The sequence below is a fragment of the Saccharopolyspora taberi genome (assembly GCF_039534165.1).
Taxonomy (GTDB): Bacteria; Actinomycetota; Actinomycetes; order Mycobacteriales; family Pseudonocardiaceae; genus Saccharopolyspora_D; species Saccharopolyspora_D taberi.
In genome coordinates this window covers 196,886-210,227 of sequence record NZ_BAAAUX010000001.1, presented here as the reverse complement: position 1 = coordinate 210,227, position 13,342 = coordinate 196,886, and the positions used below count along the sequence as shown (strand labels likewise).

The following is a 13,342-nucleotide window of genomic DNA, read 5'->3' as shown; positions in this document are numbered from 1 at the left end:
CCGCGACCCGGCTGTCCTGGACGGTGGTTGCCCGGGACGGTGGCCGCTCCGGGCAGCGGCAGTCCCCGGACGGCGGTTGTCCTGGACAGCGATCCCTCGCCCCGCCACGACAACCGTCCCGGACAGCGGCTGTCCTGGACAACGGCTGCCCGCGACGGCGATCCTCCTGGGCAGTGACTGCCCCGGAAATCGGCAGTCCCCGGACGACGGCTGTCGCAGACAGGACCGCCCACCCCGACGACCGCGCCCGACAAGTCACCGCCCCGGACGCCGGCCGCCCGGAACGCGGAACGGCCCCGCACCTGGCGAACCAGATGCGGGGCCGTTGCCGTCAGTCAGCCGTTACGGCTCACGCACCGCCGGAGAGCTTCTCCCGCAGCGCGGCGAGCTGGGCGTCGCTGGCCAGCGAGCCCGCGTCCTCGGCCTGCTCCGCCGGAGCCGACGAGTAGTTCCCGCCCTGCTCCTCGGCGCCACCGCCGGCCGCGGCCTGGGCAGCGGCTTCCGCGTCGGCCTCGGCGGCCTTCGCGACCTGCTTCATGTGCTGCTCGTAGCGGGCGAGGGCGTCGGCGTACTGGCGCTCCCACTCCTCGCGCTGCTGCTCGTAGCCTTCCTGCCACTCCTGGGTCTCCGGGTCGAAGCCCTCGGGGTAGATGTAGTTGCCCTCGTTGTCGTACTCGGCGGCCATGCCGTACTGGGTCGGGTCGAACTCCGAGTCCGGGGTGAAGCCCTCGTTGGCCTGCTTGAGCGACAGCGAGATCCGGCGGCGCTCCAGGTCGATGTCGATGACCTTGATCATCACGTCGTCGCCGACCTGGACGACCTGCTCCGGGATCTCCACGTGGCGCTCGGCCAGCTCGGAGATGTGGACCAGGCCCTCGATGCCCTCGTCGACCCGGACGAACGCACCGAACGGAACCAGCTTGGTGACCTTGCCCGGCACGATCTGGCCGATCGCGTGGGTGCGGGCGAACTGGCGCCACGGGTCTTCCTGGGTCGCCTTCAGCGACAGCGAGACGCGCTCGCGGTCCATGTCGACGTCGAGGACCTCGACGGTGACCTCCTGGCCGACCTCGACGACCTCGCTCGGGTGGTCGATGTGCTTCCAGGACAGCTCGGAGACGTGCACCAGACCGTCGACACCACCGAGGTCCACGAACGCACCGAAGTTGACGATGGAGGACACGACGCCCTTGCGGACCTGGCCCTTCTGCAGCTGGTTGAGGAACTCGCTGCGGACCTCGGACTGGGTCTGCTCCAGCCAGGCGCGGCGGGACAGGACCACGTTGTTGCGGTTCTTGTCCAGCTCGATGATCTTGGCTTCGAGCTCGCGGCCGACGTAGGGCTGCAGGTCGCGGACGCGGCGCATCTCGACCAGCGACGCGGGCAGGAAGCCGCGCAGCCCGATGTCGAGGATGAGGCCGCCCTTGACGACCTCGATGACGGTGCCGCGCACGGGCTCGTCCTTCTCCTTGAGCTCCTCGATGGTGCCCCAGGCGCGCTCGTACTGCGCACGCTTCTTGGAGAGGATCAGCCGGCCTTCCTTGTCCTCCTTCTGGAGGACCAGGGCCTCGACGAAGTCGCCGACGGTGACGACCTCGGCGGGGTCGACGTCGTGCTTGATCGACAGTTCGCGGGACGGGATGACGCCCTCGGTCTTGTAGCCGATGTCAAGCAGCACCTCGTCACGGTCGACCTTGACGATGGTGCCCTCAACAATGTCGCCATCGTTGAAGTACTTGATGGTCTGGTCGACGGCGGCGAGGAAGTCCTCCTCCGTCCCGACGTCGTTCACTGCGACCTGCGGCTTGGTGGCGGCTGCAGTCGGGACGGTGGTGGTGTCGGTGGACATCAGGTGGGTTGCTCCGGTACGGATAGGTTGGTCGCTGGTTCTACGTGTGGCCGCACCCTGGGCTTCCCACCGCCCGGCGGCCAACGGCCCCGGCTCCGCGAAGCGGTGCCGACGACGGTGTTCCGACCAGGAACGGCGCCCTCCTGACATCCTCTGCCGCATCCTTTCCGGGGGCGAACCCGGACCGGATGCTCGAACGACGAAGAGACCCACGGCGCGGCCGGTATCGTACGCGCTTTCTCGATCGCCGGGCAAACCGCGGTCCACCGGGAACCGCCGCCCGGACACCGGCGAGGAGAATGCGCCATGACGGAGCAGTACCCACTTTCGGCGGAGGAACAACCCGTGACGGGTTCGCACAGCACGGACAACACCGCAACCCCGCACGCCGCGGCCGAGCAGACCCTGGGCACGGTCGGTGTGACCAAACGCACGGCCGGGGTGGTCGAATCGCGGCTGGCGAGCCGGCTGTGGTGGGACGCCGACGCCGACGATTACCACGCCGAGCACGGCAAGTTCCTCGGAGTCAGCGACTTCGTCTGGTGCCCGGAGGGCTTGCGCGAGGAGGAAACCCGGCTGCTCGGCGAGATCGAGGGCCGCGAGGTGCTGGAGGTGGGCTGCGGATCGGCGCCGTGCGCGCGCTGGCTGGCGGCCCAGGGCGCGCGCCCGGTCGCGCTCGACATCTCGGCGGGCATGCTGCGCCACGCCGTCGACGGCGCGCGGGAGAGCGGCATCGAGGTCCCGCTCGTGCAGGCGAGCGCGGACGCGCTGCCCTTCGCCGACGACTCGTTCGACCTCGCCTGCTCGGCCTTCGGCGGGGTGCCGTTCGTGGCCGACTCCGGCGCGGTGATGCGCGAGGTCGCGCGGGTGCTGCGCCCGGGCGGCCGGTGGGTCTTCGCCGTGACTCATCCGATGCGGTGGATCTTCTCGGACGACCCCGGCCCTGGCGGGCTGACCGTCGTCCAGTCGTACTTCGACCGCACCCCGTACCTGGAGGTCGACGGCAACGGCCGGGCGACCTACGTCGAGCACCACCGCACGCTCGGCGACTACGTCCGCCAGCTGACCGCGGCCGGGATGCGGCTGGTCGACCTGGTCGAACCGGAGTGGCCCGAAGGCCACACCCAGGTCTGGGGACAGTGGAGCCCGCTGCGCGGGAGACTGTTCCCAGGCACCGCGATCTTCAGCTGCGTCCTGGACTGAATCCACGTCCGGGCTCGCCCTGAAACGCGGTGCGGGTGGCGGAACCTCAGGCGGCGGTGCCGGTTGGTCGGGCAGGCCAAGCGGCTGCGCCGCTTGAAGATGATGGCCGGGGCCGGGCCGGCCGGTCGCCAGGCCGGAGAACGGAGTGCAGGTGAGCAGGGCGCAGGAACTGCTGGACGCGCAGAGCTCGCGGCTGAAGGCCCTCGATCCGCAGTTGCCGGACCGCTACCTGCTGCCCAGCGGTGAGCCGGTGATGGCCCGGATCCCCGGCGGCGAGGCGGTGGCCGGCCTGATGGCGCACGCCCGCAACGAGCCGGGGTCGCAGCAGAGCCTGTGGCAGGCCGCCGACACCTTCGAACTCTTCCCCGTGATCGGCGACCACCCGCGCGCCGGGATGGACGCGCTGCTGCACGCCTGGCGGGCGGCGCTGACCCAGCGCGGGACGCCGTCGACGGACTCCTCCTGCGTGGTCGTGTGGCCGAGCCGGGACGTGCAGGCGACCAGGGCGTTGCTGGACCACGGGTTCGTGCCGCTGTCGGTGCTGGCGGTGCGACCACCGTCACCCGGCTCGGCGCCACCCAATACGAAACGCTCTGGTACCGTAAAGATTCGTCGGGCCGGACCCGCCGATCTGGACGCGATCGTCGAGCTCACCCTCGCGGAGCTGGACTACGCGGCCCTGGTCGGCGCCTCCACCCGGCGCCCGAACGCCCGCAGGCTCAAGCGGACCGCGACCGGAGTGCGCCTGCACGCCGGGGATCCGGTGTGGCTGGCGGAGTTGGACGGGCAGCCGGTCGCGGTCGCCGAGTGCGGCTGGTTCGACACCGACCGCCACCAAGGCGGCCACCGGCTGCGGCCCGGCAAGTGGGCCTACGTCAACTGCGTGTCCGTGCGCGAAGAGGCGCGCGGCACCGGCATCGGCGGAGAGCTGATGGCCCTGGCGCATGACGAGTTCGCCCGCGCCGGGGTCCTCGGCAGCTTCCTGTACTACAACCCACCCAACCCGCTGTCCTCGGTGTTCTGGCCCCGCCAGGGGTACCGGCCGCTGTGGACGATGTGGGAGGTGCGCCCGGCCACCGCGCTGCACTGACCGCCCGTGGCCCGGTCGGCGCACCGAGCCAACGGATCGAGAGGTCGAGGAACGGCGTGGAGATCGTCGCTGAAGGCGTCGAGGTCAACGGAGCGCACGGTCCGCTGCTCGAACGCACCTCGCTGCGCGTGCGGGACGGCCAGCTCCTGCTGGTCGCCGGCGACGTGCATTTCGGGCGCACCGCGATGGCGCTTGCCCTGTCCGGGCGGTTGCAGCCCGGCAGAGGCACCGTCCGGCTGGACGGCGCGGTTTCGCCCGCACGGCTGCGCGACGCGGTGGTCGTCGTCGACGCCCCCGGGGTCACCGAGCCCGAGGGCGCGGTGTCGGTGCGCACCGTCGTCGCCGAGGGGCTCAGCATGGCGGGCCGCCCGTCCCGGCGGTCCCGGGTGCGCTCCTGGCTGACCGAGCACAGCGCAGGCCAGCACGAGCGCGAGCGGTTCGAGAACCTGCCCGCGCCGGTGCGCACCCGGCTGCTGATCGACCTCGCCCGCGAGACCGGCGCCCGGGCGCTGGTGCTGGACTCCCCCGACCGCCACGGCGGGGATCCGTCGACCTGGTACTCGCTGGCCCGCGGGGAAGCCGAGCAGGGACGCGCCGTGGTGGTGCTCTGCTCCCCGCACTCCGCGCACCGCCTGCGCGCACCGCACGCCCTCCTCGGCGAGGACAACCGCGCCGGGGAAACCGCAGTGGATCTCACCCCCGCTTCAAGTGAAGGTTCCCGATGACCACGTTCCGCCTCGCCCGCACCGAGTTGCGGCGGCTGACCTCCGGCAAGCTCCCCAAACTGGCGCTGGTGGCGGTCACCCTGGTGCCGCTGCTCTACGGCGCGATGTACCTGTACGCGAACTGGGACCCCTACGGCAGGCTGAGCTCGGTCCCGGCCGCCGTGGTGATCGACGACGAGGGCTCGGCCCGCGACGACGGCACCCGACTGCAGGCCGGCCAGGACGTCTACGACGAGCTGATGGAGTCGGACGCCTTCGACTGGCAGCGCACCGGAGAAGTCCAGGCGCAGCAAGGGGTTTCCGACGGCACCTACACGTTCGCCCTGGTGGTGCCGAAGGACTTCTCCGCGGCGCTGCTGTCCCCCGGCGAGTTCGAGCCGCGACAGGCCCAGCTGCGGCTGATCACCAACGACGCCAACAACTACCTCGCGGGCACGATCGCCGACAAGGTCGTCTCCGAGGTGCGCAAGGCGGTCGCCAAGAACGCGGGCACCGAGGCCGCCGACCAGTTCCTGCTCGGCTTCAGCACCGTGCACGAGAAGACCGTCGAAGCCGCTGACGGCGCGGGCAAGCTCGCCGACGGCGCGGGCAAGCTGCGCGACGGCATCGGCGTCGCCAAGGACGGCACCGCGCGGCTCTCCGCGGGCGCGCACCAGCTCCTCGACGGTCAGCGCCGGCTCGCCGATGGTTCCGAGCAGCTCGCCGACGGCACCAAGGACCTGACCGCGGGCGCCGACCGGCTCAACGGCGGCCTCAAGGAGCTGCAGCAGAAGACCGCGCCGCTGCCGGAGCAGACCGCCAAGCTCGCCGACGGCGCCGAGCAGGTCGCCGCGGGCAACGAGCAGCTGGCTGACAAGGCCGACGTCCTCGGCGGCGTCTCGCAGGACATCGTGGACCACCTCGACGAGTCCAAGTCCCGGATCGCCGACCAGCTGCGCCAGGTCGGCGTGGACGAGGCGACCATCGAGCGGGTCATGAGCGACCTGGACAAGCTCAACAGCCCGATCACCGACGCCAACGGCAAGGTGCAGACCCAGGTCGGGCAACTGCGCAAGCTCGCCGACGGCTCGCGGCAGGTCGCCGACGGCAACCGCAAGCTGGCCAACGCCACCCCGCAGCTGGCGAGCGGGATCAACCAGCTCGCCGACGGCTCCGGGCAGCTGGCCGCCGGCGCCGGCCGGCTCGACGACGGCGCGATCAAGCTCCGCGACGGCGAGCGGGAGGCGGTCACCGGCACCACCAAGCTCACCGACGGCGCCGACCAGCTCAACGGCGGCGCGCAGCAGCTGGCCGACGGATCGGGCCAGCTCGCCGACGGCTCCAACACGCTGGCCACCGAGCTCGGCAAGGGCGCCAACGACATCCCCAACCCCGACGACCCGACCCGCGAGGCCACCGCGGCCACCATCGGCGACCCGGTCGCGGTGGACACCAACGCGCTGGTCAAGGCCGACACCTACGGCGCGGGGCTGGCCCCGTTCTTCATGGGCCTGGCGCTGTGGATCGGCGGGTTCGTGCTGTTCCTGCTGATGCGCCCGCTGTCCAACCGGGCGCTCGCCGCCGGGGTCGCGCCGTGGCGGATCGCCGTCGGCGGCTGGCTGCCCGCCGCGATCGTCGGCCTGGTGCAGGCGGTGCTGCTGTACGTGGTCGTCGTGTTCGGGGTCGGTGTGCACCCCGCGCACGCCTGGTGGACGCTCGCGTTCCTGGTGCTGACCTCGTTCGCCTTCACCGCGGTCGTGCACGCCCTGAACGCGGCCTTCGGCCCGAAGGGCAAGTTCATCGCGCTGATCATCCTGGTGCTCCAGCTGGTCACCGCGGGCGGCACGTTCCCGTGGCAGACCATCCCGGAACCGCTGCACCCGCTGCACCAGGTGCTGCCGCTGAGCTACGTCGTCAGCGGCCTGCGCCACCTGCTCTACGGCGGACCCGGCCTGGAGGCGGCCGGGCAGGCGGCGGGCGTCCTGCTCGCCTACCTGGTGGCGGGCCTGCTGCTGAGCACCATCGCGGCGTGGCGCCAGCGCACCTGGACCGCGGCCCGGCTCAAGCCGGAACTGGCGCTGTAGCAAGGAAAACCCGGTAGCAACGGAAAACGGCGGGCGGGCCCTGGAACCCCAGGCCCACCCGCCGCTCCATCTTCAAGCGGCGCAGCCGCTTAGCCCACGCACGCAAGACGACCACCCGCGGGTTCTCAGGCGTCGCCTCGCGAGGACAGCTTTTTCCCTCGTATTGGCATACGTGGGAAAAAGATCCCGCAGCGAGGCGGCGTCTGAGGTTCCGCCAAGCAACCACCCACGCAAAACGAGCGAAGTGACGAATCAATCGTCGTAGCGGGCGATTTCGATCAGGTTGCCGTCCGGGTCGCGCAGATAAACCGACGTGATCGGCCCCAGCGCACCGGTCCGGCTGACCGGTCCCTCCTCGATGCGCACGTCGTGGGCCCGCAACTGGTCCTGGACCTCGCTGATGGCGTTCGTCGTGACGAAGCACAGGTTCGCCGATCCGGGCACCGGGTGCGTGGCGGTGGGTTCCACCAGCTCGCTGGCCGCGTGCAGTTTGATCGTCTGCCGGCCGAAGCTGACCGCGCGCCGGTCACCGGCGAAGGTCACCGCACGCATGCCCAGCACGCGCTCGTAGAAGTCCGCTGCCCGATCGACATCGGCCACGGTGAGGACCAGGTGGTCCACTCTGTCGATGCTGATCATGCTGCTCCTGTTGAGGATGTTCGCGAAGTACGAAGGCTATCCGGACCGCCGCACCGCGACGGAAGGCGGCCCGGAACCGTTGGGCGCCATCCAAGGGGCACCTGCCCTTCCCACGCCTGGCGAACGCCGGATTCGTGACCCGGCCGCAACATCGCGTCACCGGTCGGGTGCGGACGGTCGCTTGTGGCCGGTCAGTGCGCGGCGGCGTCCCAGGACCGGCCGACGCCGACCGAGACCTCCAGCGGCACCGCCAGCTCGTGCGCCGAGCCCATCTGCTCCCGGACCAGCTTCTCGACCTCGTCCCGCTCGCCCTCGGCGACCTCGATGATCAGTTCGTCGTGCACCTGCAGCAGCATCCGCGACCGCAGCGGCTGCAGCGCCCGCTGCACGCCGAGCATCGCGACCTTGATGATGTCGGCCGCGCTGCCCTGGATGGGCGCGTTGAGCGCCATCCGCTCGGCCATCTCCCGGCGCTGCCGGTTGTCGCTGTTGAGGTCGGGCAGGTAGCGGCGCCTGCCCAGGATCGTCGAGGTGTACTGGTCCTTGCGGGCCTGCTCGACGACCTCGCGCAGGTATTCCCGGACCCGGCCGAAGCGGGCGAAGTACGCCTCCATCTGCTCGCGGGCCTCCTCGGTGGAGATCCGCAGCTGCGAGGCCAGCCCGAACGCCGACAGCCCGTAGGCCAGCCCGTAGGACATCGCCTTGACCCGCCGCCGCAGCTCGTGGCCGACCTCGTCGATCGGCACCCCGAACGCCTTGGAGGCGACGAAGTTGTGCAGATCCTCACCGGTGCGGAAGGCCTCGATGAGGCCCTCGTCACCGGACAGGTGCGCCATGATGCGCATCTCGATCTGGCTGTAGTCGGCGGTCATCAGCTCGGCGTAGCCCTCGCCGACGACGAAGACCTCCCGGATCCGGCGGCCCTCCTCGGTGCGGATCGGGATGTTCTGCAGGTTCGGGTCGGTCGACGAGAGCCTGCCGGTGGCCGCGATCGTCTGGTTCAGCGTGGTGTGGATCCGGCCGTCGTCGGCGACCGACTTCACCAGGCCGTCCACAGTGGTCTTGAGCCGGGTGGCGTCGCGGTGCTCCAGCAGGTGCTGGAGGAACGGGTGCTCGGTCTTCTCGTACAGGCCCTGCAACGCGTCGGCGTCGGTGGTGTAGCCGGTCTTGGTGCGCTTGGTCTTGGGCATGCCCAGCTCGTCGAAGAGCACGACCTGGAGCTGCTTGGGCGAGCCGAGGTTGATCTCCTTGCCGATCACCCCGAACGCGTCCTGCTCGGCCTGCTTGACCCGCGCCGCGAAGTGCGCGCCCAGCTCGGCCAGCTGCTCCGAGTCGACCGCGATGCCCGCGCCCTCCAGCTCGCTGAGCACCTGCAGCAGCGGCAGTTCCAGCTCGGTGAGCAGCCGGGTGCTGTCGATGCGCGCGAGCTCGCCGTCGAGGGTGTCGGCCAGCTCGGCGACCGCCCGGGCCCGCACCAGCTCGGCGGCCGCGGCGTCGGCCTTGACGTCCTGCTCGTCCTCCAGCAGCGACAGCTGACCGTCGTCCTCCGACTCGGCGCGCAGCTCCCGCTGGAGGTAGCGGACCACCAGGTCGGGCAGGTCGAAGGAGCGCTGCCCCGGCCGGACCAGGTAGGCGGCCAGCGCGGTGTCGCTGCTCAGCCCGGCCAGCGTCCAGCCCCGGTCGCGCACCGCGTGCAGCGGGCCCTTGACGTCGTGCGCCGCCTTCGGCACCGACGCGTCGGCCAGCCAGTCCGCGAGCGCCTGCTCGTCGTCGGCGGTCAGCTCGATGACGTCGGCGAACGCGCCCGCGCCGTCGGCGCTGACCAGGGCGATGCCGGTCAGGTCGCCGCTGCCGCGCGCCCAGGTGCCGGTGAACGACAGGCCGACGCGGCGGCCGTCCCTGGCGTGCTGGTCCAGCCACGCCCGCAGCTCACCCGGCGCCACGAGCCCGCCGCTGATCTCGAAGCCCTCCTCGACCTCGGGCTCCTCGGTCGTCAGCGTCGCGAACAGCCGCTCGCGCAGCACCCGGAACTCCAGGTCGTCGAACAGCCGGTGCACCGCGTCGCGGTCCCACTGCCGCACGGCCAGGTCGCCGGGCGCCAGGTCCAGCGGCACGTCCCGCACCAGCTCGGTCAGCTGCCGGTTGAGCAGCACCGAGGACAGGTGCTCGCGCAGCGCGTCGCCCGCCTTGCCCTTGACCTCGTCGACCCGGTCGACCAGCTCGGCCAGCGAGCCGAACTGCTGGATCCACTTGGTGACCGTCTTCTCCCCCACGCCCGGGATCTTGGGCAGGTTGTCGGACGGGTCGCCGCGCAGCGCGGCGAAGTCGGGGTACTGCTCGGGGGACAGGCCGTACTTGTCGGACACCGCCTCCGGGGTGAACCGGGTCAGCTCGGAGACGCCCTTGGTCGGGTAGAGCACGGTGACGGTGTCGGTGACCAGCTGGAGCGCGTCGCGGTCGCCGGTGCAGATCGAGACCTCGATGCCTTCCGCCGCGGCCTGCGTGGCCAGCGTGGCGATGATGTCGTCGGCCTCGAAGTTCTCCTTGCTCAGCACCGGGATGTTCAGCGCGCCGAGCACGTCCTGGATCAGGCTGACCTGGCCGCGGAACTCGTCCGGGGTGGCGCCGCGGTTCGCCTTGTAGTCGGCGAACGCCTCGCTGCGGAAGGTCTTGCGGGAGACGTCGAAGGCGACCGCGAGGTAGGTGGGCTGCTCGTCGCGGAGCAGGTTGATCAGCATGGAGGTGAACCCGTAGACCGCGTTCGTGTGCTGACCCGTGTTGGTCTGGAAGTTCTCCTTGGGCAGCGCGTAGAACGCTCGGTAGGCCATCGAGTGGCCGTCGATCAGCAGCAGGCGTCGGTCTCCGGAATCCATCACGGCAGGCGAGTCTAGGCTTAAGGGCTGACAGGCGGTACGCGGAGGCGAAGGAGCGGGTGAGGGTGTCGGTCACCGACGACAACAGCGCGACGACCAGCGGGAACGGTTTACCGCAGGAGATCATGGGCGCCGCGGACGAGCAGCTCGGCGACCGGATGGGGCTCCGGATCACCGAGTACGGCCCCGATCGGGTGGTCGGCACGCTGCCGGTGGCGGGCAACCGCCAGCCCTACGGCCTGATCCACGGCGGCGCAAACGCGGTGCTGGCCGAGACCCTCGGCTCGGTGGCCGCGGCGATCCACGCGGGCGAGGACCGGATCGCCCTCGGGCTGGAGCTGTCCTGCACGCACCACCGGGGCGCTTCCGAGGGCCTCGTGACCGGAGTGGCCACGGCGGTCCACCGGGGCCGCAGCACCGCGACCTACGAGATCGTCATCACCGACGAGAAGGACCGCCGCACCTGCACCGCCCGCCTCACCTGCGTCCTGCGCGACAAGAGCTGACTACTGGCTCAGGTTTTCCAGCACCGCCTCGGCGACCGCCTTCATCGTGGTGCGGCGGTCCATGGCGGTGCGCTGGAGCCAGCGGAACGACTCCGGCTCGGAGAGGTTGTGCTTGCTCATCAGCAGGCCCTTGGCGCGCTCGATGGTCTTGCGCGCCTCCAGCCGGTCGTTGAGGTCGGCGACCTCGGACTCCAGCGCCTTGACCTCGGCGAAGCGGGAGACGGCCAGCTCGATCGCGGGCACCAGGTCGCGCTTGGCGAAGGGCTTGACCAGGTAGGCCATGGCGCCTGCGTCGCGGGCCCGCTCGACCAGGTCGCGCTGGCTGAACGCGGTGAGGATGACCACCGGCGCGATCCGCTCGCCGGCGATGTTGGAGGCGGCCTCGATGCCGTCCATCTTGGGCATCTTGATGTCCAAGATGACCAGGTCGGGCCGGAGCTCGTCGGCGAGCCGCACGGCCTCCTGGCCGTCACCGGCCTCACCGACGACCTCGTAGCCCTCCTCGCGGAGCATCTCGACGAGATCGAGCCTGATCAACGCCTCGTCCTCGGCCACGAGTACGCGACGTTCGACGGGCTTGGCCTCGCGTGTGTCCTCGGCAGCCGGCGTGGTCACCGGGTCCTCCTGGATCAATCTAGGGTCGGCCGGCGCGGTCGCACCGGAAAGTGCAGCCTACCGGTCCGGAGGCGTGGCCGAGGGGCGCAGGCGGCGTGAGCATCCCGACATCGGTGACGATCACGTTTCCCGCGTCCGCCCGCGCACGAACAGCGCGTAGACCAGCAGGATCGCGGCCAGGCTGACCAGGCTCAACGCGAGCTGCGAGCGGGTGTCGCCGAGTACTGCCATGGTCAACACCACGACGCCGATCAACCCCAAAGTGGCCCACGTGAGGTAGGGGAACAACCACATCCGCAGCTTCAGCCGTTCGGGGGCTTCACGCTCGAGCCTGCGCCGCATCCGCAGCTGCGACAGCGCGATGATCGCGTAGACGAACAGCGCGACGGCGCCGGCGGAGTTGATGATGAAGTAGAAGACGGTGTCCGGAGCGACGTAGCTCATCGCGACGGCGACGTAGCCGACGAGGGTCGACAGGACGATCGCCTTCCACGGCACGCCGCGGGAGTTGACGTCCCGGATCCAGCCCGGAGCGAACCCGCGCCCGTGCAGCGCGAACAGCATCCGCGACGCGGTGTAGAGCCCGGAGTTGAGCACCGAGAGCACGGCGGTGAACACCACGACGTTGACGATCACCTCGGCCCCGGGCAGCCCGAACCTGGTGAAGGCGGCGGCGAACGGACTCGACTCGGAGGGGACGTCCCGCCAGGGCGTGATCATCACCAGCAGCGCCACGGACCCGACGTAGAACAGCAGGACCCGCCACACGACGGCCTTGGTGGCCTTGGCGACGGCCCGCTCGGGCTCGGCGGACTCGGCGGAAACGATGGTCACGATCTCGGTGCCGAAGTACGAGAAGATCACGATGACCACCCCGTGCAGCACGGAGAAGCCGCCGCCGGCGAAGAACCCGTCGAGCGCGATGTTGCCGACGGAGAAGGAGGAACCGGGCCAGAGCCCCAGCGCGAACAGCGAGCCGAACAGCAGGAACACTACGATCGTGACGACCTTGACCGACGCCAGCCAGAACTCGGTCTCGCCGAAGGAGCGAACGGACACGAGGTTCGCGGCGGTCAGCAGCAACATGAGCACCAGCGAGAACGCCCACTGGGGAACGGAAGGAAGCAGCGGCTGGAGCAACTCGGCCCCGGCAACGGCCTCGAACGCGACCACGCCGACCCAGAAGTACCAGTACAACCAGCCGACGGTGAACCCGGCCCACTCCCCGAGCGAAGACCGCGCGTACTCCATGAAAGACCCGAGCGCGGGAGCGGCGGTGGCCATCTCCCCGAGCATCCGCATCACGAGCACGACGATCATCCCGCCGAGCGCGTAGGAGAGAACGGCGGCGGGCCCCACGGTGCGGATGACGGCCCCGCTGCCGATGAACAGGCTGGCCCCGATGATCCCGCCCAGCGCGATCATCCGAAGGTGCCGCCCCTTCAGACTCCGCCGCAACGCGTGCTGCTGATCCATCCCGGCCCCCCGAAAGGTAGGTCCAATCCAGGCAGAGCCGTGAACCTAACCGGTGACGATCACCACCGCCAGGGTCCCGAACCGGACACTCCCCGGCCCTCCCGCCCGGAGTTGATCAAGCGTGGCGTATGCTCGCCGCAGGTAGGCCCCCGTAGCCCAACGGCAGAGGCAGCGGACTCAAAATCCGTCCAGTGTGCGTTCGAATCGCACCGGGGGCACTCATTTTCCCAAGTCAGCGCCCATAGCAGGCCGCCACGAGATCGCGATACCATAGATCATCCATGCAAAACCCATGGCTTTGGG

At 70.4% G+C, this 13,342-nt stretch carries 10 protein-coding genes and 1 tRNA gene; 6 read left to right on the top strand and 5 right to left on the bottom strand.

The window, feature by feature from the left end:
- Positions 1 to 349: 349 nt before the first annotated feature.
- On the bottom strand, positions 350 to 1,849 hold the full coding sequence (gene rpsA, locus ABD691_RS01320; RefSeq protein WP_344677448.1) for a 30S ribosomal protein S1: 1,500 nt from the start codon (positions 1,847 to 1,849) through the stop codon (positions 350 to 352).
- A 306-nt stretch (positions 1,850 to 2,155) separates the two neighbouring features.
- On the opposite strand from rpsA, the gene ABD691_RS01315 reads away from it, so the two are divergent.
- The 4 genes from ABD691_RS01315 (at position 2,156) to ABD691_RS01300 (ending at position 6,930) form a co-directional block, all read left to right on the top strand.
- Positions 2,156 to 3,052: a class I SAM-dependent methyltransferase gene (locus tag ABD691_RS01315; protein WP_344677447.1), complete on the top strand. Its 897-nt coding sequence runs from the start codon at positions 2,156 to 2,158 to the stop codon at positions 3,050 to 3,052.
- Positions 3,053 to 3,203: 151 nt separating this feature from the next.
- Entirely contained in the window at positions 3,204 to 4,142 is a 939-nt protein-coding gene (locus tag ABD691_RS01310) for a GNAT family N-acetyltransferase (RefSeq protein ID WP_344677446.1), read from the top strand.
- A 56-nt stretch (positions 4,143 to 4,198) separates the two neighbouring features.
- The gene (locus ABD691_RS01305) at positions 4,199 to 4,867 is read left to right on the top strand and encodes a hypothetical protein (RefSeq protein ID WP_344677445.1); all 669 of its coding nucleotides are present in this window, start codon (positions 4,199 to 4,201) and stop codon (positions 4,865 to 4,867) included.
- Positions 4,864 to 6,930, top strand: a complete 2,067-nt coding sequence (locus ABD691_RS01300) for a YhgE/Pip family protein (protein ID WP_344677444.1) — start codon at positions 4,864 to 4,866, stop codon at positions 6,928 to 6,930. Before ABD691_RS01305 ends, ABD691_RS01300 begins: the two co-directional genes overlap by 4 nt.
- A gap of 252 nt (positions 6,931 to 7,182) precedes the next feature.
- On the opposite strand, the gene ABD691_RS01295 is transcribed toward ABD691_RS01300, so the two are convergent.
- Together ABD691_RS01295 and polA are read right to left on the bottom strand one after the other, a co-directional pair.
- Complete coding sequence (locus tag ABD691_RS01295) at positions 7,183 to 7,569, bottom strand: VOC family protein (protein ID WP_344677443.1); 387 nt, start codon at positions 7,567 to 7,569, stop codon at positions 7,183 to 7,185.
- A 191-nt stretch (positions 7,570 to 7,760) separates the two neighbouring features.
- Positions 7,761 to 10,442, bottom strand: coding sequence for a DNA polymerase I (gene polA / locus ABD691_RS01290; RefSeq protein WP_344677442.1), 2,682 nt, complete (start codon positions 10,440 to 10,442; stop codon positions 7,761 to 7,763).
- Positions 10,443 to 10,567: 125 nt separating this feature from the next.
- Here polA and ABD691_RS01285 point away from each other — a divergent pair, with 125 nt between their 5' ends.
- Positions 10,568 to 10,948, top strand: a complete 381-nt coding sequence (locus ABD691_RS01285; protein WP_344677518.1) for a PaaI family thioesterase — start codon at positions 10,568 to 10,570, stop codon at positions 10,946 to 10,948.
- Here ABD691_RS01285 and ABD691_RS01280 read toward each other — a convergent pair whose 3' ends face one another.
- Positions 10,949 to 11,563, bottom strand: a complete 615-nt coding sequence (locus ABD691_RS01280; RefSeq protein ID WP_344677441.1) for an ANTAR domain-containing response regulator — start codon at positions 11,561 to 11,563, stop codon at positions 10,949 to 10,951.
- Between the two features lie 120 nt (positions 11,564 to 11,683).
- Entirely contained in the window at positions 11,684 to 13,039 is a 1,356-nt protein-coding gene (locus tag ABD691_RS01275) for an amino acid permease (protein ID WP_344677440.1), read from the bottom strand.
- A 145-nt stretch (positions 13,040 to 13,184) separates the two neighbouring features.
- On the opposite strand from ABD691_RS01275, the gene ABD691_RS01270 reads away from it, so the two are divergent.
- A tRNA-Leu gene (locus tag ABD691_RS01270) sits at positions 13,185 to 13,257 on the top strand.
- The last annotated feature ends 85 nt before the right edge of the window (positions 13,258 to 13,342 follow it).

Excerpts from the sequence above, each read along its gene's own strand:
- ABD691_RS01300 (WP_344677444.1), top strand. The coding sequence starts at position 4,864 with ATGACCACGTTCCGCCTCGCCCGCACCGAGTTGCGGCGGCTGACCTCC.
- rpsA (WP_344677448.1), bottom strand. The coding sequence starts at position 1,849 with ATGTCCACCGACACCACCACCGTCCCGACTGCAGCCGCCACCAAGCCG.
- polA (WP_344677442.1), bottom strand. The coding sequence starts at position 10,442 with ATGGATTCCGGAGACCGACGCCTGCTGCTGATCGACGGCCACTCGATG.
- ABD691_RS01275 (WP_344677440.1), bottom strand. The coding sequence starts at position 13,039 with ATGGATCAGCAGCACGCGTTGCGGCGGAGTCTGAAGGGGCGGCACCTT.
- ABD691_RS01295 (WP_344677443.1), bottom strand. The coding sequence starts at position 7,569 with ATGATCAGCATCGACAGAGTGGACCACCTGGTCCTCACCGTGGCCGAT.
- ABD691_RS01315 (WP_344677447.1), top strand. The coding sequence starts at position 2,156 with ATGACGGAGCAGTACCCACTTTCGGCGGAGGAACAACCCGTGACGGGT.
- ABD691_RS01285 (WP_344677518.1), top strand. The coding sequence starts at position 10,568 with ATGGGCGCCGCGGACGAGCAGCTCGGCGACCGGATGGGGCTCCGGATC.